The organism is Taklimakanibacter deserti (genome assembly GCA_003574785.1).
Map to the genome: position 1 here is coordinate 15664 of QORU01000023.1, position 22427 is coordinate 38090.

General features: G+C 61.0%; 18 protein-coding genes. 16 read left to right on the top strand and 2 right to left on the bottom strand.

The annotated features are described in order from the left end of the window. Window positions 1-1077, top strand: a complete 1077-nt coding sequence (locus DS839_RS33155) for a sn-glycerol-3-phosphate import ATP-binding protein UgpC (RefSeq protein ID WP_119274837.1) — start codon at window positions 1-3, stop codon at window positions 1075-1077. A gap of 3 nt (window positions 1078-1080) precedes the next feature. On the opposite strand, the gene DS839_RS33160 is transcribed toward DS839_RS33155, so the two are convergent. Beyond that, a complete protein-coding gene (locus DS839_RS33160) occupies window positions 1081-1992 on the bottom strand; it encodes a DMT family transporter (protein WP_119274838.1) in 912 nt (303 codons plus the stop codon). 85 nt (window positions 1993-2077) lie between these two features. Beyond that, window positions 2078-3361: a reverse transcriptase domain-containing protein gene (locus tag DS839_RS33165; protein ID WP_162918967.1), complete on the bottom strand. Its 1284-nt coding sequence runs from the start codon at window positions 3359-3361 to the stop codon at window positions 2078-2080. Window positions 3362-4207: 846 nt separating this feature from the next. Between DS839_RS33165 and DS839_RS33170 the strand changes: the two genes are divergently transcribed. From DS839_RS33170 to DS839_RS33235, 15 genes are all read left to right on the top strand, one after another. Next, window positions 4208-5005, top strand: a complete 798-nt coding sequence (locus tag DS839_RS33170) for a DUF1194 domain-containing protein (RefSeq protein WP_119274840.1) — start codon at window positions 4208-4210, stop codon at window positions 5003-5005. A 9-nt stretch (window positions 5006-5014) separates the two neighbouring features. Then, window positions 5015-6184, top strand: a complete 1170-nt coding sequence (locus DS839_RS33175) for a low temperature requirement protein A (RefSeq protein ID WP_368912064.1) — start codon at window positions 5015-5017, stop codon at window positions 6182-6184. Continuing rightward, complete coding sequence (locus DS839_RS33180; RefSeq protein ID WP_119274841.1) at window positions 6181-6666, top strand: GNAT family N-acetyltransferase; 486 nt, start codon at window positions 6181-6183, stop codon at window positions 6664-6666. Before DS839_RS33175 ends, DS839_RS33180 begins: the two co-directional genes overlap by 4 nt. A gap of 213 nt (window positions 6667-6879) precedes the next feature. Then, window positions 6880-7023, top strand: a complete 144-nt coding sequence (locus DS839_RS36750) for a hypothetical protein (protein WP_162918968.1) — start codon at window positions 6880-6882, stop codon at window positions 7021-7023. Window positions 7024-7236: 213 nt separating this feature from the next. Beyond that, the gene (locus DS839_RS33185; protein ID WP_368912065.1) at window positions 7237-9204 is read left to right on the top strand and encodes an AMP-dependent synthetase/ligase; all 1968 of its coding nucleotides are present in this window, start codon (window positions 7237-7239) and stop codon (window positions 9202-9204) included. Next, window positions 9201-10010 (top strand): ABC transporter ATP-binding protein, encoded by an 810-nt coding sequence (locus DS839_RS33190; protein ID WP_119274842.1) that lies wholly within the window; start codon window positions 9201-9203, stop codon window positions 10008-10010. The genes DS839_RS33185 and DS839_RS33190 overlap by 4 nt, the downstream gene beginning before the upstream one ends. Continuing rightward, window positions 9998-10957, top strand: a complete 960-nt coding sequence (locus tag DS839_RS33195) for a branched-chain amino acid ABC transporter permease (RefSeq protein WP_119274843.1) — start codon at window positions 9998-10000, stop codon at window positions 10955-10957. Before DS839_RS33190 ends, DS839_RS33195 begins: the two co-directional genes overlap by 13 nt. A 1-nt stretch (window position 10958) precedes the next feature. Then, window positions 10959-12038, top strand: a complete 1080-nt coding sequence (locus DS839_RS33200; protein WP_119274844.1) for a branched-chain amino acid ABC transporter permease — start codon at window positions 10959-10961, stop codon at window positions 12036-12038. 51 nt (window positions 12039-12089) lie between these two features. Continuing rightward, window positions 12090-13400: an ABC transporter substrate-binding protein gene (locus tag DS839_RS33205; RefSeq protein WP_119274845.1), complete on the top strand. Its 1311-nt coding sequence runs from the start codon at window positions 12090-12092 to the stop codon at window positions 13398-13400. A 428-nt stretch (window positions 13401-13828) separates the two neighbouring features. Further along, a complete protein-coding gene (locus DS839_RS33210; RefSeq protein WP_119274846.1) occupies window positions 13829-15898 on the top strand; it encodes a hydantoinase/oxoprolinase family protein in 2070 nt (689 codons plus the stop codon). Window positions 15899-15949: 51 nt separating this feature from the next. After that, a complete protein-coding gene (locus DS839_RS33215) occupies window positions 15950-17965 on the top strand; it encodes a hydantoinase B/oxoprolinase family protein (protein ID WP_119274847.1) in 2016 nt (671 codons plus the stop codon). Between the two features lie 68 nt (window positions 17966-18033). Continuing rightward, window positions 18034-19230, top strand: a complete 1197-nt coding sequence (locus DS839_RS33220; protein WP_119274848.1) for a transporter substrate-binding domain-containing protein — start codon at window positions 18034-18036, stop codon at window positions 19228-19230. A gap of 30 nt (window positions 19231-19260) precedes the next feature. After that, a complete protein-coding gene (locus tag DS839_RS33225; RefSeq protein ID WP_119274849.1) occupies window positions 19261-20004 on the top strand; it encodes an ANTAR domain-containing response regulator in 744 nt (247 codons plus the stop codon). A 230-nt stretch (window positions 20005-20234) separates the two neighbouring features. After that, complete coding sequence (locus tag DS839_RS33230) at window positions 20235-21470, top strand: transporter substrate-binding protein (RefSeq protein ID WP_119274850.1); 1236 nt, start codon at window positions 20235-20237, stop codon at window positions 21468-21470. A gap of 95 nt (window positions 21471-21565) precedes the next feature. Next, the gene (locus tag DS839_RS33235; protein ID WP_119274851.1) at window positions 21566-22426 is read left to right on the top strand and encodes a branched-chain amino acid ABC transporter permease; all 861 of its coding nucleotides are present in this window, start codon (window positions 21566-21568) and stop codon (window positions 22424-22426) included. Window position 22427: the final 1 nt, after the last annotated feature.

The following is a 22427-nucleotide window of genomic DNA, read 5'->3' on the forward strand; positions in this document are numbered from 1 at the left end:
ATGGCCACGATCGCATTGAAGGACGTGAGGAAGAGCTACGGCAAGAGCCCGGTCATCCACGGCATTTCGCTCGCCATTGCCGACGGCGAATTCATCGTCATCGTCGGTCCGTCGGGCTGCGGTAAGTCCACGCTCTTGCGCATGGTGGCGGGCCTCGAGGAGATCACTGAAGGCACGATCGAGATCGCCGGGCGCGTCGTCAACAAGCTCGAGCCGCGCGAGCGCGATATCGCCATGGTGTTCCAGAACTACGCGCTCTATCCGCATATGAGCGTCTTCGACAACATGGCCTACGGGCTCAAGATCGCCGGCAAGAGCAAGGCCGAGATCGCCGAGCGGGTCGGCAAAGCGGCGAGCATGCTGGAGCTCAGCAGCTTCCTCGACCGCAAGCCCCGGGCCCTGTCGGGCGGCCAAAGGCAGCGCGTCGCCATGGGGCGCGCTTTGGTGCGAGATCCGGCGGCCTTCCTGTTCGACGAGCCACTGTCCAATCTCGATGCCAAATTGCGCGTGCAGATGCGCCTCGAGATCAAGGCCCTGCAGCGTGCCGTCGGCACGACCTCGCTCTATGTCACCCATGACCAGGTCGAGGCCATGACACTGGCCGACCGCCTCGTCGTCATGAATGCCGGCATTGCCGAGCAGATCGATACGCCGATGAATGTCTATCTTAGGCCTGCCAGCGTCTTCGTCGCCGGTTTCATCGGCTCGCCGCCCATGAATATCCTCAAGGCTGAGGCCGGCGAGGACGGTGGAAGCGTCACGATCGAAGGGGCGAGGATCGATCTCGGTCACAGGGAGCTGCCGGCCGGCAGGCCGGTATTGTTCGGCATCCGGCCCGAGCATGTCGCGGTCAGCCGTGAGGACCAGGCCGATCTGGTGCTGACCGTGGCCGCCGTCGAGACATTGGGCGCCGATGCGCTGGCGCATTGCCGGATCGCCGGCACCGAAAAGAGGGGTGACTTCGTCGTCAGGCTTCCGGGCACGGCCGCCATTCGCGTCGGCGAGCGCCTGCCGGTCATGCTCGATCGCAAGGCCCTGCATCTCTTCGATACGGAGAGTCAGCGGCGCATCGACTAGAATTCAGCCGGCGGCCTCGATCGCGACGGCCTTGCGGTTGCGCCAGGCCTCCGACACCGCGACCGCGCCGATGACCATCGCGCTGCCGAGGAGGCGCGGCAGGCTCAGCTCCTCGCCGAGCAGCAGGGCGGCCAGGAACATCACGAAGACCGGCTCGAGATTGAGCAGCATCGCGGTCGGCGCCCCGCCGGCCCATTGCACCGCCTTGAACATGCCGATGAAGGAGACGGTGAAGAAGAAGCATGTCACCAGGAGCGGCAGCCAGCCGCTGAAGCCCGCTTGCGTCACGGCGAAGGTTCCCGTGGCAAGGAGAAAGAGGGCAGTGGTCGCGACGCCGGATATCGCCATGTAGTAGGAGACGACGGTGCCGTCGGCGTTTCTGAGCTTGATGCTGTTCCAGAAGATCGAGGCGCCATAGCCCAGGGCCGAAATGGCGCCGAACAGCAGCCCGAGCGAGGAGAGTGTCACCTCATTGAGACCGATGACGATGCTGATGCCGGCGAGCGCCACGATGAGGCAGAGGAACTCGACCAGGCTCGGAAGCCGTCGCGCATGAGCGCTTTCGAAAAGGGCGGTGAGGATGGGGAAAGTATAGAGGATGATGAGGGCGAGGCTTACCGGGATATAGGCGAAGGCGCCGAGGAGGCCCAGTGTCGCTATCCCTGCGGCTATGCCTGAGCCCAGGGCATGGAGCGCATGGTCTCTGGGCAGCCGGTAGCTCAAGCCGACCAGCGGCAGCAGCGCCGCGAGGCTCACCAACAGGAAGACAAAACGGAAGAAGACGACGGTTGGGGCGCTGAAACCCTGTCCATAGGCGAAGGGCACGGCGACATCATTGATGGCGAGCGTCAAGGCGGAAGCGGCCGCAATGATGATGCCGATGCGCGACCGTCGCGCCTGATCTTCGCTGGTCATGGGATGAAACTCTTTCCTGACGCGGGGAGATGCGCGTCTGAAAATGACTTTACCTCAATAGACCGCAGAGCATCCAGTAGTTTGGTCAATCTGAAGGCAATCTTTCGAGGCTGGTATCCGTTAGCAAGTATATCCCGAGTGCTCGACGTACTTGTTGTGCCGTAAAGCTCTTGGATTTGGCCTCGAACCAAGCCTTGTAATGCTCAAGCTTTGCGTCGATCTGCCCGTCCATTTGCTTGAAGGGTAATCTGTCCGTGGTGAACGAGTATGATTTCCCCCAGCTCCTAAGGCTATTGTCAATTCGCCCGAGAGATTGAATAAATGCAAACTCACAATTTCTCGCATCATTGTTGGTTATTAACCGATCAATCACAGCCTTAGCGGCAAAAATTTCGTTGTCGACTTTCTTAAGCGCCCTCTCGATCGAATTGCGATCAGGCGTTACGCGTTGGTCATGTATTCGACACCCCAAGAAGACGAAGCCCTTTCTTACATGGCCCTGATCTGCTTTGTCCGGATTCTTGGATGGATCATAAAAGTGCATTCCAAGAGGCTTCAGCGCATTTTTGGCAGCAGCTTTAGCCGTGACGACAGCTTCGTTCGTCTTTCCGAAGATGATCACGTCGTCAATATAGCGATACGCCCTCGTAGCAGGAGTGTTTAGCTGTCTATCAAAGTTGTGTAGCAGCACATTCCCGGCGAAGGCAGATAGCGAAGATCCTTGTGCTACGCCTATGCCATCATGAGGAAAGAGATCAAAGTACCTTCCAAGGCGTTCCTTGTTAGCAAGCTCTACGTTGAGGGCTTTAGTGAATAACTGAGCGAGACGCAGGTCTTTAGTTTGCTCCAGAACAAAATCTGCGACAGGCGCGTGTGTGATCTTTGTGAAGAAGCCGGCAATGTCGGATTTGAAGAAGAAGCTATATCCATCTTGAAGAGCTGTGAGCGTTTTTTGTATTCCTACTGGAACGCCACCATTTGGAATTCCGCCAACGCTGAACGGTGAAGAGTTTACTTCGCAAATCTTTCCAAGGTGAATATGAAGGGGGCTGTCCTCGGGTGATTGGAGAACATCCAAGATGGCTCGTTGGACCACACGTGCTTCAACAGTGGCTATTACGATCGGGCGAGGATCTTTACCTGACGCTTCTCTTTTGTGTCGGTCCTTTAAGATTCCTTGCGCTCTAGGAAATTGGTATGTGCCCTTTAGCAATCTGCTTTGGATGCTTAGTAGTTTAGTGGAACAGTTTTCTTCAAATTCTTGAGCGGCAGATTTGATGTCTGGATTGTTGGATGCAAGCGCGCTCTTTCGGACGTGATGCCACGCCACTTGCAAGCTTTTCATTCTGGTAAGTGACTTATAAAGCAATCACCGTTCCATTGCGTCTGTCGGGTACCTTCATTTTCGACAATCACCCGACCGTTGCGCATTAGCTCACTACAGGGCACGACAACAGAAGCTCTGCGGTCGCGACGATCTGCACCCTTCCTGCTTGCGCATTCGGGGCGATGCCAGCTTGCCCGGTCAACTCAAGACCCAAATTTACAGTCCCGAACGGACCACAAGCAGCAATAGCAGCCTGGACAAGCAGCCATAGAGCCGCCGCCCATGTTAGGAGTTTTTCATATGGTCGCGCCGCATTTCCGTAGCCTTGACCCTATCAGGTTTTTGGCAATGTCAACTGCGCCGAGGCCAACGCCGCAGCCCGTTGTAGAAAGACTATCTGCCGGTTGAAGGACCCTACTGGGAATGTCGCCGGCATTTAGTCTGACGGTCGAGCGGCTATGCTTTACAGGGCACGACAACAGAAGCTCTGCGGTCGCGACGATCTGCACCCTTCCTGCTTGCGCATTCGGGGCGATGCCAGCTTGCCCGGTCAACTCAAGACCCAAATTTACAGTCCCGAACGGACCGCAAGCAGCATCAAACACTCCCTAGTTGTAGGAGTACAAAAGGAGAAAATCAACCATATTTTGCGTTGCCCTACCAGATTTGGTGCGTCGGGCGTTGGCAATCCACAATCTTCTTGAGGCTGTGGAAAAACATCGGATTGCTTAGCCTCCCGCCGAGGGCGCGATTCGCAAGAGTTCTCAATCCCTAGTCCTAGATTGGATGGAGCACCCAAAAGTGAAGCGTTGTAGGGCCACAGCGATTGACGCCTCTACTGCCTTGCCTAGTCTGATCATCGGGACGGCGTGGCACGGAGGCTTTGCCATGCGCAGGACGGCATTTCGGTTACTTGGCGCGGCCTTCGCCGTCGCGGTCTCCTCGCTCGCTGCCGTCGCGGCCGACACGCCAGTCGATCTCGAGCTGGTTCTGGCGGTCGACGTCTCGCGCTCGATGGATATCGATGAGCAGACCTTGCAGCGCAATGGCTATGTGGCGGCCTTCCGCCACAAGGACGTGATCGAGGCCATATCCTCGGGCCCGAGCGGCCGCATCGCAGTGAGCTATGTCGAATGGGCGGGGCCTGCCTTCCAGACGACGCTCATGCCCTGGACGATCATCGATGGGGAGGCTTCGGCCCGTGCCTTTGCCGACCGTCTTGCCGCCGCCCCCATGTCGCACGAACATGGCACGTCGATCTCGAACGGCTTGATCTTTGTGGGACCGAGCTTCGAGGGCAACGGCCTTGCCGGCGAGCGCCGTGTCATCGACGTCTCGGGCGACGGGCCCAACAATATGGGGGTGCCGGTGAATATCGCCCGCGATCCGCTGATCGCCTCAGGGATAACCATCAACGGCCTGCCGATCATGATCAAGCGGCCCGGCGGTTTTGCCTCGATCGAGAATCTCGATATCTATTACGAGGATTGCGTCATTGGCGGCACCGGTGCTTTCCTGGTGCCGGTGACCGACATCCAGAAGCTCGCTTCGGCGATCCGCCGCAAGCTGGTGCTGGAGATCGCCGCAAGGCCCGCCGGGCTCGTCAAGGCGAGCGACGCCAAGGCTGCGCCCAGGGTCGATTGCATGATCGGGGAGAAGCTGCGCGAGCAGTGGATGAGGGAGTAAGGGAAAAGCTTGAGACATCTGCTGCGTACCCGCAAAGGCCATGAGCATGCGCGGGTCACTTTCGTCGAATTGTTCTTCGACCTGGTCTTCGTCTTTGCGGTAACCCAGCTCTCGCATGCGCTGCTGGCGCATTTCTCCGTTCTGGGCGCGGTCGAGACCCTGGTCCTGATGATGGCGGTCTGGTGGGTGTGGATCTACACCTCCTGGGTCACCAATTGGCTCGACCCCGAGCGCGTGCCCGTGCGCCTCGCGCTGTTCGCCATCATGGCCCTGGGCCTCATCATGTCGGCCGCCATCCCCTCGGCCTTCGCCCAATTGGGCCTCGTCTTCGCACTCGCCCATGTGTCGATCCAGGTCGGCCGCACGCTCTTCATGCTGTGGGGCGTTCGCGGCCATGCCGCGCTCAGCCTCAATTTCCGCCGCATCCTCGCCTGGCTCTGCGTCTCGGGCGTGTTCTGGATCGCCGGCGGCTTCATGGAAGGCGAGGCCCGCTTGGTGATCTGGGCGGCAGCGCTCGTCATCGAATATCTGGGGCCGTCGCAAGGCTTCTGGACGCCGGGCCTCGGCCGCTCGACCACCGCCGACTGGGATGTCGAGGGCGGCCATATGGCGGAACGCTGCGGCCTCTTCGTCATCATCGCGCTGGGTGAATCCATCCTGGTGACGGGTGCCACCTTCAGCGGACTCGCCTGGAGCCTCCCGGTGGTGCTGGCTTTCCTGTCGGCCTTCCTTGGAAGCGTCGCCATGTGGTGGATCTATTTCAATGCCGGCGCCGAGCGCGGCACGCTCACCATCACCTCATCCGGCGATCCGGGCCGGCTGGCGCGCCTCGCATACACCTACATCCATCTCTTCATCGTCGCCGGCATCATCGTGACCGCGGTCGGCGATGAATTCACGCTCGCCCATCCCGATGGTCATGCCGATCTCAAGACGGCCTCGGCAATCGTGGGCGGGCCGGCGCTCTATCTCATCGGCACGCTGCTCTTCCGCTGCGCCGTCACCGGACGCCTGCCGAAGGTCCAACTCCTGGCCCTCATCGCCATGGCCATCATCTTCGCCGCCGCGAGCCTGGTCTCGCCGCTCATCCTGAGCCTCGCCACGACCATCGTCCTGGTGATCGTTGCCTTTGCCGAGAAAGGTGCCGCCCAGGAACTGAAAGAGATCCATTCCGCATGACCCTGATCCATTCGATCGGCGCAGCCGAGCATTGGCGCATCCTCGCTCTCAACAATGCCCATGCGGTTGAGACATCCGTTCTCGACGAGGTGCGTCTCGCTTCCATGCTGGACGAGGCCTTCCTTGCCACCCGCATCGGCGATGTCGACGCCTTCCTGATCGTCTTCGATCAGCAGGCGCGCTATGACAGCCCGAATTTCACCTGGTTCCAGGCGAAATATCCCGACTTCGTCTATGTCGACCGGATCATCACCGGCCCAAATGCCCGGGGCAAAGGCTATGCCCGGGCGCTTTATGAGGATCTGTTCGAAAAGGCGGCTGCCCGGGGCCATAAAAGGGTGGTCTGCGAGGTCAATATCGACCCCCCGAACCCAGGTTCCGACGCCTTCCACGCCGCCCTGGGCTTTGCCGAGGTCGGCCGGCAGCTTTTGGCCGGTTCTGGCAAGACCGTCCGTTATCTGAGTAAGGATATTCCTAGCTAGGAATTGACGGCTCCGGCGGGCCGCCGCGTTTGGCGGATTTGCCATGTCAAGGCCCGTTTTCATGCCGGATTGGCCGCCGATTTTCCTATCAAAATGCACGAAATTCGCAGGTTTTTCGGCCCATTTTGTCGCGTTTTTCGGGGCTGGTTTTAGGCCTCCGGGATGCTACCGTTTTGCTGCGGCAACGGTCTTTTTTGTCAGTGAGTGAATGTCATGCCTGTCTTCGAGGAGTGGTTCGAGTACGATTATGAGGAAGTTCTTCTTGGTGCGGTGAAGGCCGAAACCAAGCGCAAGCGGGACGAGTTGCTTGCGCTCCGTCTGCGCCATCGCAGGCCACCCACGCGGCCCCAGAAGTAACACTTCACCGCTTCCCAAGGGGACCGCGTCGGTCCCGATCCCGCCACAAGCGCGTGCCGCCCGGACCCGTCATCCCGGGCGGCATTATTTTGAGCCTCCTTCTAAAGTCTATCGTTCCGGGGATTGACGCCACAGCAAAAAGCAGCACGATTGCATCCTGGCAGCGTCCGTAAGAGACGCGGGGTGAGTCCCACGACATCGGGAGGGAAGGGCTTGTCTGAGCGCGATCAGGCACCTGACGATACATTCCCCAAGCTTTTTCAGTTCAACGCCCGGACGCGCGGCGGGCGCGCCGCGATGCGCCACAAGGATTTCGGCATCTGGCAATCCTGGAGCTGGGCGCAAGCGCATGAGATCGTTCGCGCCTTGGCGCAAGGTCTCGCCGGGCTCGGTGCCGAGCCAGGCGACAGGATCGCGATCATCGGCTCCAACCGGCCTTATCTCTACTGGACGATCGCGGCCGCCCAATGCCTGGGCGCAGTGCCGGTGCCGATCTATGCCGATGCCGTCGCCGACGAGATGGCCTTCGTGCTCGAGCATGCCGAGATCCGCTTCGCCGCGGTCGAGGATCAGGAGCAGGTCGACAAGATTATTGGGGTCGCAAGCCGGCTGCCGGCGCTCAAAGCCATCCTCTATGACGAGAAGCGCGGGCTTCGCGACTACGATCACACGAAGCTCCACGCGCTGGCGGGCATCATCGGCAAGGGACGCGAAACGCTCCGCGATCCGAAAGCCGCAAGCCAGCTCGATGCGGCCATCGCCCGGGGCAAAGGCAGCGACATCGCCGTCATTCTCTATACTTCGGGCACGACCGGACGGCCCAAGGGGGTGATGCTCACTTACGACAATCTCCTGGCGAGCGCCCGCATCGGCATCGCTTTCGACGGCCTCACCGACAAGGACGATATCATCGCCTATTTGCCCATGGCCTGGGTCGGCGATCACGTCTTCTCCTACGGCCAGGCGATCCTCGCCGGCTATTGCGTGAGCTGTCCCGAGAAGCCAGAGACGATCGTCCAGGACCGGCGCGAGATCGGGCCGACTTATGTCTTTGCCCCGCCGCGCGTCTTCGAGAACCTGCTCACCCTCACCATGGTGCGCATGGAGGATGCGGGCCACGTGAAGCGCTGGATGTTCGACCATTTCCTCAACGTGGCGCGCCAATGGGGCGACAGGATCCTGAGCGATGAGAAGGTGCCGCTCTGGGCAAGATTGCATTACGCTTTGGGCAATCTCCTGGTCTATGCGCCCTTGCGCAACCGCTATGGCCTCTCGAAAGTGAAGGTCGGCTATACGGCGGGCGAGGCCATCGGGGCCGAGATCTTCAGCTTCTATCGCTCGATCGGCGTCAATCTTAAGCAGCTCTATGGCCAGACCGAAGCCTCGGTCTATGTCACCTTGCAGCCGGATGGCGAGATCAAGCCCGACACGGTCGGCAAGCCCGCACCTTCCGTCGATATCCGTCTCAGTCCCTCGGGCGAGGTCGAGTTCAGAAGTCCGGGCGTCTTCCTCGGCTATTACAAGGATCCGGAGCGCACCGCGGAGGTCAAGACGAAGGACGGCTATGTCCGCACCGGCGATGTCGGCTTCTTCGATGCGCAAGGCCATCTCAAGATCATCGACCGCGCCAAGGATGTCGGAAGGCTCAATCACGGCGGCCTGTTTCCGCCCAAATATATCGAGAACAAGCTCAAATTCTATCCGAACATCAAGGAGGCGGTCGCCTTCGGCGATCGGCATGACAGCGTCGCCTGCTTCATCAATATCGACCCCGTGGCGGTCGGCAACTGGGCCGAGCGCAATGATGTGACCCACGCTTCCTATCAGGAGCTCGCCGCCGACCCGCGCGTCTATGACATGATCGCGGACCATGTCGAGGAGGTGAACCGGGCGCTCGCTCTGGAGCCCCAAATGCGGGGCGCCCAGATCGCGCGCTTCCTCATCCTGCCCAAGGAGCTCGATGCCGATGACGGCGAGCTCACCCGCACCCAGAAGGTCAGGCGCTCCCTCATCACCGAGCGCTATGCGGCGCTGGTCAAGGCGCTCTATGACGGATCGCCCAAGGCCCATCTCGATGTCGAGGTCACCTTCGAGGACGGCCGCAAGGGGCGAATCGCCGGCGATATCGTGATCCGCGATGTCGCGGTCGAGGCCGGACCCGGCCTGGAGCAGGCGGCATGACGCGCGCCGTCTCGCAAGAGATCATGCTCAATGTCGAGAATGTCTCGCTCGCCTTCGGCGGGGTGAAGGCCGTCACCGATATTTCCTTCGACATCCGCAAAGGCGAGATCCGCGCCATCATCGGGCCGAACGGCGCCGGCAAGACCTCGATGCTCAATGTCATCAACGGCTTCTACCACCCGCAGAAGGGCACGATCACCTTCAAGGGCAAGGTGCGCCGCCGGATGCGCCCCTCCGAGGCGGCGCGGTCAGGCATCGCCCGCACCTTCCAGAATGTGGCGCTGTTCCGCGGCATGTCGACCCTCGACAACATCATGTCGGGCCGCTCCCTCAAGATGCATGAGAACTTCCTGTGGCAGCTCCTTTATCTGGGGCCGGCGCGCCGCGAGGAGATCGCGCACCGGAAGAAGGTCGAGGAGATCATCGACTTCCTCGAGATCCAGCACATCAGGCGCATTCCGGCGGGCAAGCTGTCCTACGGCCTGCAGAAGCGGGTCGAGCTCGGCCGGGCGCTGGCTATGGAGCCTGAGCTGCTCCTGCTCGATGAGCCGATGGCCGGCATGAATCTCGAGGAGAAGGAGGATATGAGCCGCTTCATCCTCGATGTGAACAGCGAGTTCGGCACCACCATCGCCCTCATCGAGCATGATATGGGTGTAGTCATGGACCTCTCCGACCGGGTGGTGGTCCTCGATTACGGCCGCAAGATCGCCGACGGCACGCCCAAGGAGGTGAAGTCCAACCAGGATGTGATCGACGCCTATCTGGGCGTCGCTCATGAGGAGGCCGAGCGATGGACCCCCTGAACCAGATCTTCGTGGCGCCTTTCGTGCAGATGGCCGGGGCGCCCGATTTCCTGGCCCAGGTCCTGTGGGAGGGCTTCGTCTCCGGCATACTTTATGCGCTCATCGCTCTGGGCTTCGTCCTGATCTTCAAGGCCTCGGGTGTCTTCAATTTCGCGCAAGGCATCATGGTGGTGTTCGCGGCTTTGACGCTGGTCGGCCTCTATCAGAAGGGCGTACCCGCCATCCTGGCGCTCATTCTGACGATCGCCGTCATGGGCGTGCTGGCGCTCGCGGTCGAGCGCCTCATCATGCGGCCCTTGGTCAACCAGCCCGAGATCATCCTGCTGATGGCGACGATCGGGCTCACTTATTTCCTGGTCGGGCTCGGCGAGTTCGTGTTCGGCGGCGAGCCCAAGCAGATGATCACCGAGGAATTGGGCCTGCCCACCGGCTCGACCGAGATCCCGTTTGGGGAGCAGGGCGTGGTGATCCTCCAGCATATCGATATCGCCGCCGCCGTGATCGCGCTCGTCATGGTAGCGGCACTCGGCCTGTTCTTCAGCCGCACCCGCATCGGCCGCGCCCTGCGCGCCGTCGCCGATGACCACCAGGCGGCCCTTTCCGTCGGCATCTCGCTCAACCAGATCTGGGCCATCGTGTGGTTTGCGGCAGGGATCGTGGCGCTGGCGACGGGCATCATGTGGGGTGCCCGTTCCGATGTCTCCTTCGCGCTCGAGATCATTGCGCTCCGCGCTTTGCCGGTCCTGATCCTCGGCGGCTTCACCTCGGTGCCGGGCGCCATTGTCGGCGGGCTCATCATCGGCATCGGCGAGAAACTGGGCGAGATCTATTGGGGGCCGCTGCTCGGCGGCGGCATCGAATCCTGGCTCGCCTATATGATCGCGCTGATCTTCCTCTTGTTCCGGCCGCAAGGTCTCTTCGGCGAAAGGTTCATCGAGCGGGTGTAGGATGTTCTATCGCGAGGCCGGCCAGTACAAATCGAGCTATGAGGCGGACCAGGCCGTCTTCCCGCTCGCCCAGGACCGTATCGGCATGGCCTCAATCCTGGTCCTCGCCGCCCTGATCATTCCCTTCATCGCCAGCAATTTCGTCCTGGAAGCGATCCTCATCCCCTTCCTCATCCTGGCGCTCGCCACCATCGGCCTCAATGTGCTGACGGGCTATGCCGGGCAATTGTCTCTCGGCACCGGCGGCTTCATGGGGGCAGGGGCCTATGCCTGCTACAAGCTCACCACGTCCTTTCCGGATGCGAACATCATCCTCCTCATCCTGTTGTCGGGCTTCTGCGCGGCGGCGGTCGGCCTTGTCTTCGGCCTGCCCTCCTTGCGCATCAAGGGACTTTATCTCGCGGTTGCCACGCTTGCCGCCCAGTTCTTCCTCGAATGGTGCTTCATCCGCATCGGCTGGCTCTATAACTACAATGTCTCGGGTGCCATCGATTCACCCGAGCGCCGCATGTTCGGCCTGGTGCTGACCGGCCCTAATGCGAGCCCGGTCACGCGTTATCTCACCGTGCTCGCCATCGTCCTGGGGGTGACCGTGCTGGTCAAGAACCTGGTGCGCGGCCGGATCGGCCGCTCCTGGATGATGATCCGCGACATGGATATCGCCGCCGAGCTCATGGGCATCCGCCCGCTCGTCGCCAAGCTCTCGGCCTTCGCGGTCTCGTCCTATATTTGCGGGGTGGCGGGCGCGATGTTCGTTTTCTTCTATCTGGGCTCGGTCGAGCCCGCGGCCTTCTCGATCACCCTCTCTTTCCAGATCCTGTTCATGGCGATCATCGGCGGGCTCGGCAGCCTCATCGGCTGCTATTTCGGCGCCGCTTTCCTGTGGATCCTGCCGATCTTCCTGCGCAACGTGCTGCCCATGCTCGGCATCGATGTGGGGGCGGAGAACATCGTTCATTTGACCTCGATGATCGTCGGTGTCTTGATCATCCTGTTCCTGATCTGGGAACCGCATGGCCTGGCGCGGCTGTGGCAGGTGGCAAAGGAGAAATTGCGCGTCTGGCCGTTCCCCTATGCGTGACGGCGATTGAAGTTCAATATGAGGCCCATTGGCCCGTTATGGGAGGTGAAGATGAGACTCAAGGCACTGATTGCAGGAGCGATCCTGGCCTGCGCGGCGGCACTACCCGCCGCGGCCGCGGACACGGTTTATGTGCAGCTGTCGACCTATCGCACGGGGCCTTATGCGGGCTCCGGGATTCCGATCGCCAATGGCATGGCGGACTATCTCACCATGCTCAATGAGCGCGATGGTGGCGTCAATGGCGTGAAGATCGTCTTTGAGGAATGTGAAACCGGCTACGACACACAGAAGGGTGTCGAATGCTATGAGCAGGCGAAGGCGAAGAAGTCCCTCGTCTTCAATCCCTATTCGACGGGCATCACTTTGGCGGTGATCCCCAAAGCCTCGGTCGACAAGATGCCGATCCTGTCCATGGCCTATGGTCTCTCCGCGTCCGCCGACGGCAAGGCGTTTCCCTGGGTGTTCAATCCGCCGCTGACCTATTGGGATGGCGCCTCCGGCGTCATCGAATATATTGCCGGACAGGAAGGCGGGCTGGAGAAGCTCAAGGGCAAGAAGATCGGCTTCATCTATCTCGATGCCGGCTATGGCAAGGAGCCGATACCGCTCTTCGAGCAATTCGCCGCGAAATATGGTTACACGCTGCTCAAATATCCGGTGCCCGGCAAGGAGATGCAGAACCAGTCGTCGCAATGGCTGAACATACGCCGCGACAAGCCCGACTATATGGTGATGTGGGGCTGGGGAGCGATGAATCCGACGGCCGTCAAGGAGGCGACCAAGATCCGTTTTCCGATGGACAAGTTCATCGGCATCTGGTGGTCGGGCGGCGAGGATGATGCGCGGGGCGGCGGCGCCCAGGCGAAGGGATACACGACGCTCAATTTCCATGCCGTGGGCACCGATTTCCCGGTGATGCAGGATATCAAGAAATTCGTCGTCGATGCGGGCAAGAGCAAGGTCGACCCCGCCAAATTCGGCGAAAATCTCTACAATCGTGGTGTCGTCAACTCGCTCTATATCGCCGAAGCGATCAAGGCCGCGCAGGAGAAGACCGGCAAGAAGGTCATCACGCCGGAAGACATGCGCGTCGGCATCGAAAACCTGAATATCGACGATGCCCGCATCGATGCGATCGGCGCCAAGGGATATATCGCGCCGGTGAAGGTGACCTGCGACAATCACTCGGGCCATCACAAGATGTATGTCCAGCGCTGGACCGGCGAGAAATGGGAGAAGGCCTCCGACTGGTTCGATCCGATGTCGGATGTGGTGAACCCGATGCTTCTCGCCGCGTCGAAGTCCTATACGGAAGCGAACAAGCCGTGGCCGGCGCGCAGCGAGCCTTGCGCGAATTGATGACGCTTGTCCCTCCCTCTGATCGGGGGAGGGACACTTGGTGCATGAGAATTTGATTTTGTGCTTCGGACCGAGCGCGTCGCTCTTGACAAGAGAAGTGACGCGTTCAATACTTCTCTCAACCTAGCAAAGACGCAGGTCATCGGTGAGCAATGAGGCTCGGCGCCCCTAAGAGGGCCCAGGGCCTTTTTTATTGCCGCAAGAGGTGGCATCGGGTTCGGCTCGTAAGCGGACACCGTCCCATATCCTTGTCTGCATCAATGATGATGCAGTGACTGCTGCCAATCCAATAGTGAATTTTCCGGGCGGGAGCAGATGCTTCTCCGAGCAATGCTGGGACCAAGCAGCCTTCCGTCTCAACTCGACAGAACAAACCGGCCGCAACCGTGGGCTAGTCCAATTGTTCGGCCAAGAGGGAGAATGACAGGATGGACGATCATTCGATACGCGACAAGCAAAGCGGCATCGGCTACCGTGTGGCCTGTGATGTCGGTGGCACATTCACGGATCTTTGCATCCTCGATGAGAAATCCGGAAAGATGCATGTCGCCAAGACGCCGACGACCGCCAATCCGATCGACGGCGTCATCAAGGGCATCGAGCTCGGCGGCGTGAAGCTCAAGGACATGGTGCTGTTCGCCCATGGCACCACCCTTGCCACGAATGCGCTCATCACCCGGCGCTTTCCGCCGGCGGTGATGGTGACGACGAAAGGCTTCAAGGACGTCATCGAAATTCGCCGCGGCACCCGCAACGATCTCTGGGACACGTACAAGGAAATGGCGACGCCCTATATAAGGCGGCGCGACAGGCTCGTCGTCACGGAGCGTATCGATTATTCCGGCAAGGTCATTGCCGAGATCGACGAGGCCGAGGCGCTCGAAGTGGCGCGCGTCATCCGCAAGCGCGGCGTCAAGACGATCGCGATCTGCTTCGTCAATGCTTTCGCCAATCCCGCCAACGAGCAGCGGATGCGGGACATATTGGCGCGCGAGCTGCCGGATGCGTCGATCTCGCTGTCGAGCGACATCATGCCGGAAATCTTCGAGCATGAGCGGTTCTCGACGACAGTCGCCAACGCCGTCCTGGCGCCGGTTGCGGGCGACTATACCCGCGATCTCGCCAAGCGCCTGGCGGCGGGTGGCTTCAAGGAAGACGTGCTGCTCCTGCACTCGGGGGGCGGCGTGATGACGGCGAAGGCCTCCGAGAAGTTCCCGGCGCGCCTCGCCGCCTCCGGCATCGCCGCGGGCGCCATTGCCAGCCGCTTCGTGGCGCAGCTTTCCGGCTTCGAAAACTCGATCGGCCTCGATATGGGCGGCACCAGCACCGATGTCTGCCTGAGCGACAAGGGCGAATTGCCGGTCACCAAGGACTGGCATGTCGAATATGGCTATCCGATCTGCTTCCCGAGCATCGAGGTCCTGACCATCGGCGCGGGCGGCGGCTCGCTGGCCTGGATCGACAAGGCCGGATCGCTGCGCAATGGCCCGCAATCGGCCGGATCGCGGCCGGGTCCGGTCTGCTACAACAATGGCGGCACCGAGCCCACCAACTGCGATGCCAATGTGCTGCTTGGCCGCCTCGGCACCACGCTTGCCGGCGGCGCGATCGAGCTCAGGAAGGATCTCGCCGAGAAGGCCATTCACGACGTGATTGCCAAGCCGTTGGGCTTGACGACCGAGGAGGCTGCCTTGGCCATCCTCAAGGTCGCCAATGCCAATATGGCCGACGCGGTGCGTCTCGTCTCGATCCGCAAGGGCTATGATCCACGCGACTTCGCGCTGGTGGCCTTTGGCGGCGCCGGCGCGCTTCATGGCGCGGCACTCGCCAGGGACCTCGCCATCCCGACCGTCATCGTGCCCCCCAATCCGGGCGTCACATCGGCTTTGGGCTGCCTTCTGGTCGACATCACCCACGACATATCGCGCATGTATCTCAACAACATCAACAACGTGTCGCTCGCCGATCTCGATAACTCCTTCCGCGAGCTCGAGATGGAGGGCCGCGACAGGCTGTTGAACGAAGGCGTCACGGAAGACCGCATGGTGTTCCAGCGCTTCATCGATATGCGTTATCTCGGACAGTGGCGTTCGATGTCGATCGCGGTGCCCACGCCGCTCGAGACGCTCGATGCCGCCGTGGCCAAGTTCCACGAGGACCACGGGCGCGAGCACAATTATTCGCGTCCCGGAGCGCCGGTCGAGGTCTACCGTCTGCAGGTGAAGGCGACGGGCCTGGTGAGGAAAGCCGAATTCACCAAGATGCCGCGGCGTTCGGGCAAGAAGCCGGCGCCCATCGATGAACGCCTGGTGCGTTTCGACGAGCGTCCCAAGCCGGTGAAGACGCAAGTCTTCGATCGTGCCGAGCTGATGCCTGGCGATGTGATCGAAGGGCCGGCGGTCATCGAGCAGCTCGATTCGACGACCCTGGTGCCGCCCGGACTCAAGGCCGAGGTGGACGACTACCTGACCATCATCATGCGCGTGCCGCTGGGCTAGGGCCCAACGCCCTCATCACGATGGACCCAATCAAATTCTCAGGAGCCTAAAATGGCAAAGAACTCTCAAGGTTTCTCGCTCGATCCCGTGACCTTCGAAGTGCTGAAGAACGCCTATGTGAATATCGTCGACCAGATGGCCGAGCAGATCTTCCGGACCTGCTATTCCTTCGTCATCTACTCGCGGGACTTTTCCTCGGCCCTCTGCGACACCAACGGCGACACGATCATGCAAGGCAACGGCGATATCGCCGCGCATGTCGGCACGCTCCACTACACCGCCAAGGCGGTGATCAACAAGTTCAAGGGCGATATCCATCCCGGCGACATCTTCGTCGTGAATGACGTCTATCAGGGCGGCACGCATTTCAACGATACCCGCATCTTCGGGCCCATGTTCTACAAGGGCGAGCTTTTGGGCTTCGCGCAGGCCAACGGCCATTGGGCCGATGTCGGCGGCGCGGTGCCGGGCTCCTTCAATGTGAGCGCGCTCGACCACATGGCCGAGGGACTGCGCATCACGCCGGTGCGCGTCTACAGCAAGGGCGTATATCTCTCGGACGTGGCCGAGCTCATCGCCCACAATACGCGTGCACCCGCCGACATCATCGGCGATCTCCAGGCGCAGGCGGAAGCCTGCCGGGTGGCCGAGCGCGAGGTGCAGCGCCTGTGCGACAAGTATGGCGTCGAGACGATCAAGACGTCCTTTGCCGAAGTGCAGGACTATGTCGAAACGCTGACCCGGCAGCGGCTGCTCGAGCTGCCGAACGGGACCTGGGAAACCACCGATTATATCGATGTCGATCCCGTGAAGGGCGAGGGCATGATCCCCATCCATGTGAAGATGACGATCGACGGGGACAGCGTTCACTACGATCTCTCAGGCTCGCATCCCAACACGATCTCGACCTTCCTCAACTGCTGCTATGGCGGCGCCTTCGCGGCGATCGTCGCCGGCACCAAGATGCAATCGCCCGACATTCCGCTCAATTCCGGTTTCTACCGGGTGGTGACGGTGGAGCTCGGCGCCAAGGGATCGGTGATCAATGCCGACTGGCCGACGCCGGTCGCCGGCTTCTGCTCGGGGCCGTTCGAGAAGATCATGAATTCCGTCTTCGAGCTCTGGGCGGAGGTTCTGCCCGAGCGGGCGATGGCCTGCACCTTCAATCTCGAATATCTGCTGATCGGCGGACGCGATACCCGCCATGAAGGGCTGCCCTATTTCATGTGGTACGACTGGATGGTCGGAGGCTGGGGTGCGCGCAACGGCAAGGACGGATGGGCCGCAACCGGGCCGGTCTTCGGCGTGCAACTCGGGACTCAGCCCTTCGAAGGGCAGGAGCGCCTGTCGCCCGTGCTGACCACAGGTCACGAGCTCCTGGTCGATTCCGGCGGCCCTGGCGAGTATCGCGGTGGCATGGGGGTCGAGAAGGGCGGCACGCTCTATGCCTGCAAGCGGACCGTCGTCTCCTATTGCTGCGATCGCGAGCGCTCGATCACCTGGGGTCTGTGGGGCGGCCTGCCGTCGATCCCGCATGGCGTCTGGGTCAATCCCGGCAAGGCCAATGAGCGCTATCTCGGTTCGCTGTTCTCGGGCGTGCCGCTCAATCAGGGCGACACGGTCACCCGGCCCTCGGCCGGCGGTGGCGGTCTCGGCGATCCCCTGACGCGGGATGTCGATGCCGTGCTCGAAGACGTCATCGACGGCTATGTCTCGATCGAGCGGGCGCGCAAGGACTATGGCGTGATCGTGCGGGAGGTCGATCCCGATCTGTGCAAATACGAGGTCGATCTCGATGCTACGGCGAAGGAGCGCGACCGTATCGATCGCGCCCGTGCCGGCTGGCTCGATGAGGATGCCGAGAAGATCGCCGAGCGATACCGCAAGAAGGATCTTTCGGCTCTCGACCTGATCCGGCAATATGGTGTCATCGTCGATTGGGGTTCAGGCAAGCTTTTGGAAAAGACGACCCATCAGTTTCGGGATATGCTGAAGCGGCGTACCGTTCCATATTGGAGCTTCCGGAAGCAATCCGCCCAAGGGAAGCCGACATTGAAAGTGGCTTGATCATTCGATCGGCGCGGCACGCCGCAAGGCCGCCGCGCCGGTCAAGACCTGCAAGGTAGTCGCACAGCATGGTTGACCGGCGACCGATAAGAGTAGGGGTTCTGTTCTCGACCACGGGCGTGGCGCGGACGACGGAAGCTTCCATGCTCAAGGCGACGCTGCATGCCATAGCCGAGGTGAACGAGCAGGGAGGCATAGACGGACGCGAGCTTGTCGCGGTCCATTATGATCCGGAAAGCCAGGCCGGGCATTTCAGCATCCTTGCCGACCGCCTGCTGGTCGAGGATGGCGTGCGCATCATCTTCGGCTGCTACATGTCGAGCGAGCGCAAGGCCGTTCTGCCGGTCGTCGAAAGGCGCAACGGCTTGCTCTTCTACCCGGCGCAATATGAGGGCTTCGAATATTCGCGCAACGTGATCCATACCGGCGCCGTTCCCAACCAGAACAGCATCCCGCTCGGCCACTACCTCCTCGAGCATGTCGGGCGCAGTTTCTTCATGGTCGGCTCCGACTATATCTGGCCGTGGGAATCCGACCGCATCATGAGCGACATGATCCGCCGTCAGGAAGGCCGGATCGTCGGTGAGCGCTATCTCAAGCTCGATGCGCCGGAATTCGAATACGCCGCCCTGGTCAAGGAGATCAAACGGGTTCGCCCCGACGGCATTTTCTGCAATTTCGTCGGCGACAGCATCGTGCATTTCTACCGGGCTTTTGCCGAAGCGGGGCTGGATCCGAAATCCATGCCGATCGCGAGCCTCACCACCAGCGAGGCCGACATCGAGGCGATGGGGGCCGAGGCAGGCACCGGGCACATCACGGCGGCGACTTATTTTGAATCGATCGACTCGGCCGCCAACCGGGCCATGCTGGCACGGTATCGGGCGCGCTTCGGCGCGGCGGAACGGACCCATATGTGCTGGGAGTCGGCCTATTTCCAGGTGCATCTCGCGGCCAATGCCATGCGGCTCGCGGCCAGCGACGACGTCCATCGGATCCGCTCGGCGCTGAATGCCTTCGAGTTCAAGGCGCCGCAGGGACGCGTCCAGATCGATCCCGAAAATGGCCACACCTATCTGTGGTCGCGGATCGGCCGCGTCGATGAGGCCGGCCAGTTCACGGTGCTGTTCGAAAGCGCCAGCGCCATAAAGCCCGATCCCTATCTGGTGAGCTTCGACCCCTCCGACTGGAGTTCGCAGTCGACGATCACCTCGTTGAATGGAGTATTGAAGGCGGGAAAAGGTACGCCCGCCGAAGTAGATTGATAACGAAAAGAAAAGTCGCCGAGGAAGCCCATGGGTGAGACCAAGCAAAGCAAGATCGTTCAGTTCTTGCGGGCAGACGACAAGACTGACCGCGAATCTGAACAGCCGAACAAGAGTGCCGCACGGCCGTCGGGTCCGGCGCGGGACGCCGAGCCGCGCAAGATTTCCGATCTGATCCGCAATGTCAGGAAACTGCGTATCCTGCTCCTGCATCCGGGCGGGCCCGAAGGCAAGGACCTGCTCGAGCACCTCAATCGCATCGGCTGCCAGGTGAGCATTTCTTGGCCGCCGCCGGATGCGGTTCCGGCGGGAACGGATGTCGTGCTCATCGCGGTGCGCGAGATCGTGGAGGGCAATGTGCCGTTCCATTGGGATGTGGACAAGCCGGTCGCCTCGCTCATCGCCATCGTCGATTACGAAAATCCATTGATCGTGGAGCGTGTGCTGAGGCTGGGCGCGCAAGCCGTGATCGGCCTGCCCCTGCAGCCTTTGGGCATACTCGCCAATCTGCTGCTCAGCGCCACGAATTTTGACCAAACGAGAAAATTACGGCTTCGGATCGACCGGCTGGCTTCGCGCCTCAAAGCCAATCGCGATGTGAGCACCGCCATGTCGATCATCATGCAAACGCATGGTGTGGCGGAGCGTGAAGCCTACGAGTTGCTGCGTTCGCAATCGATGACGCGCCGGACGACGATCGAAAGCACGGCCGCCGCGATCATTCAGGCGAGCGATGTCTTGAGAATGGGCTTGACACACAAGCCGCGTTCCTGAGAAAGTTTCTGATCGGCCTTTTTTCGCAAAGATGCGAAGCGGCCCTATTGAGCAAAGACGCTCATGCCCGGTGACCCGGGCAGGGGCGTTTTTTATGCCCCCGACAACCAAGATCTTCACGGTTCATGTTGATCGCGCCGACGGCGGTAATACGCATCGGCCGGGATCACAGCCAAGAAGACAGACGTGCCAGATGGGAATGAAACGTCAACCTCGGGAGGACCTCAACAATGAGGATCAATCGCAGACAGTTCTTCAGGACCACAACCGGCGCCCTGGGCTTCGCCAGCATGCCCATGCTGCTCAAATCGGCGGGCATCGCCGCCGAGGAGCCCATCCGCATCGCCAATATCCTCGACAAGACCGGTGGGCTCAACATCTACAGCTTGAAGCAGATCAAGGCGATCGCCTTGGCGGTGGACGAGCTCAACAAGGCGGGCGGGCTGCTCGGCCGGCCGATCGAGCTCGTCTTTTATGACTCCCAGTCCAATAACCAGCTCAATTCGCAATATATGGCGCAGGCTCTGGTCAAGGACAAAGCGGCGGCTGTTTTTGCCGGCGTGACGAGCTCATCGCGCGAGGTCATGCGTCCGGTGGTGAGAAAATTCCGCGGGCTCTTCTTCTACAATTCGATGTATGAGGGCGGCGTTTGCGACCGTCGCCATGTCTGCATCGCCCAGGTTCCGGCGCAGCAGCTTTCGCCGCTCGTCCCGCGCGTCGTCAAGACCTATGGCAAGAAGTGTTATATTCTGGGCGCCGATTACATCTATCCGCATACGACGGCCAAGTGGATCCAGAAATATACGCGCGAGGCGGGCGGCGAGGATATCGGCGTGGAGTTCTTCCCGCTCGATGTCTCCAACTTCGCACCGGCCCTGGCCCGTATCCAGGCGGCAAAGCCCGATGTCGTCTGGTCCATCCTCGTCGGCAGCGCGCATAATGCCTTCTATCGTCAGTATGAGTCGACCATCGGCAAGGCCAAGACGCCGCTTGCCTCCTGCATGTTCGGCATCGGGCGCGAGCAGACCTATCTGTCGGCCCAGGAAGCGGCCGGCATCATGAATGCGACGCCCTTCCATGACGAGCTCCCGAGCGAGAAGGCCCAGGAATTCGTCCGCAAGTTCAAGGAATATTCGGGCGAGCAGGACTATGTGGGCGATTACGCCGAATATGGCTATCGCGGCGTGAACATCTGGGCCAATGCGGTGAAGAAAGCCGGCGATCCATCGCCCGATGCGGTGATCGCGGCGCTCGACGGCGTCCAGTTCGAGGCGCCGGGCGGGCTGGTGACGATCGACGGGCAGACCAATCACGCGGTCATGGACATCCACCTCGTCAAGACGAATGACAAGCAGGGGTGGGACCATCTGGAGACGTTCAAGCAGCTGCAGCCGTCCGACACCCAGGCCGTCTGCGATCTGCGCAAGAACCCGGACGACAACCAGCAATATACGCTGAGCCTCTAGCCCGGCATGACGTGACAGGCCGGCATCCGCGGATCGGCGCGGCGGATGCCGGCACCCATAACGCTCACTCAAGGAGAAGGTCAGGACAGAGCGACATGGTCGGCATCATCATCGTGCTTTACCAAATCCTCTTTGCGGTCAGCTTGTTCATCCTGATCAGCCTCGGGCTGGCGATCATCTTCGGCATGATGCGGGTGATCAATCTGGCTCAGGGCGAGTTCATCATGCTGGGCGCCTATGCCTGCCTGATCTTCACCCGGCTCGAGATCAATTTCTGGCTCGCGGCATTGCTGTCCGGCCTGGTGGTCGGGCTCTTCGGCATCATCGTCGAGCGCTGCCTCATCCGTTTTCTCTATGGCCGCATCATGGACACGCTGCTTGCGACATGGGGCTTGAGCCTGTTGATGATCGGTCTCGTCACAACGATTTTCGGACCGCAGGAAGCGGGTGTCGAAGTGAGCCTTGGCAAGCTCGACGTGGGCGAATTCTCGGTCTCGGTCTACAATCTCGTCCTGATCGCCGCGGCCATGGGCCTCCTGGCGCTCACTTACGCGCTCTGGCGCTACACGAAAATCGGACTCGTCGTGCGCGGCACGATGCAGAATCCGGACATGGCCGCGGCCCTCGGCGTCAACACGGATCGATGCTACATGCTGACCTTCGGCTTCGGCTCGGCGATCACCGGCCTTGCCGGTGCGCTCATCGCGCCGCTCGTCGGCAACCAGCCGACAATGGGCGCATTCTATGTGGCCAAGGCCTTCATCACTGTGATCAGCGGCGGTGCGGCGCCTCTTACCGGAACGCTCTTCGCATCCGGCGTCTTCGGCACCGTCGATGGGGTCATTTCCTATGCGAGCACGCAGGTCGTGGGCGAGATCAGCGTCCTTCTGGTGGCCATTGTCCTCTTGCGGCTCTTGCCCACCGGCATCACTGGCCGATTAGGCGGAGGAGTGTGAC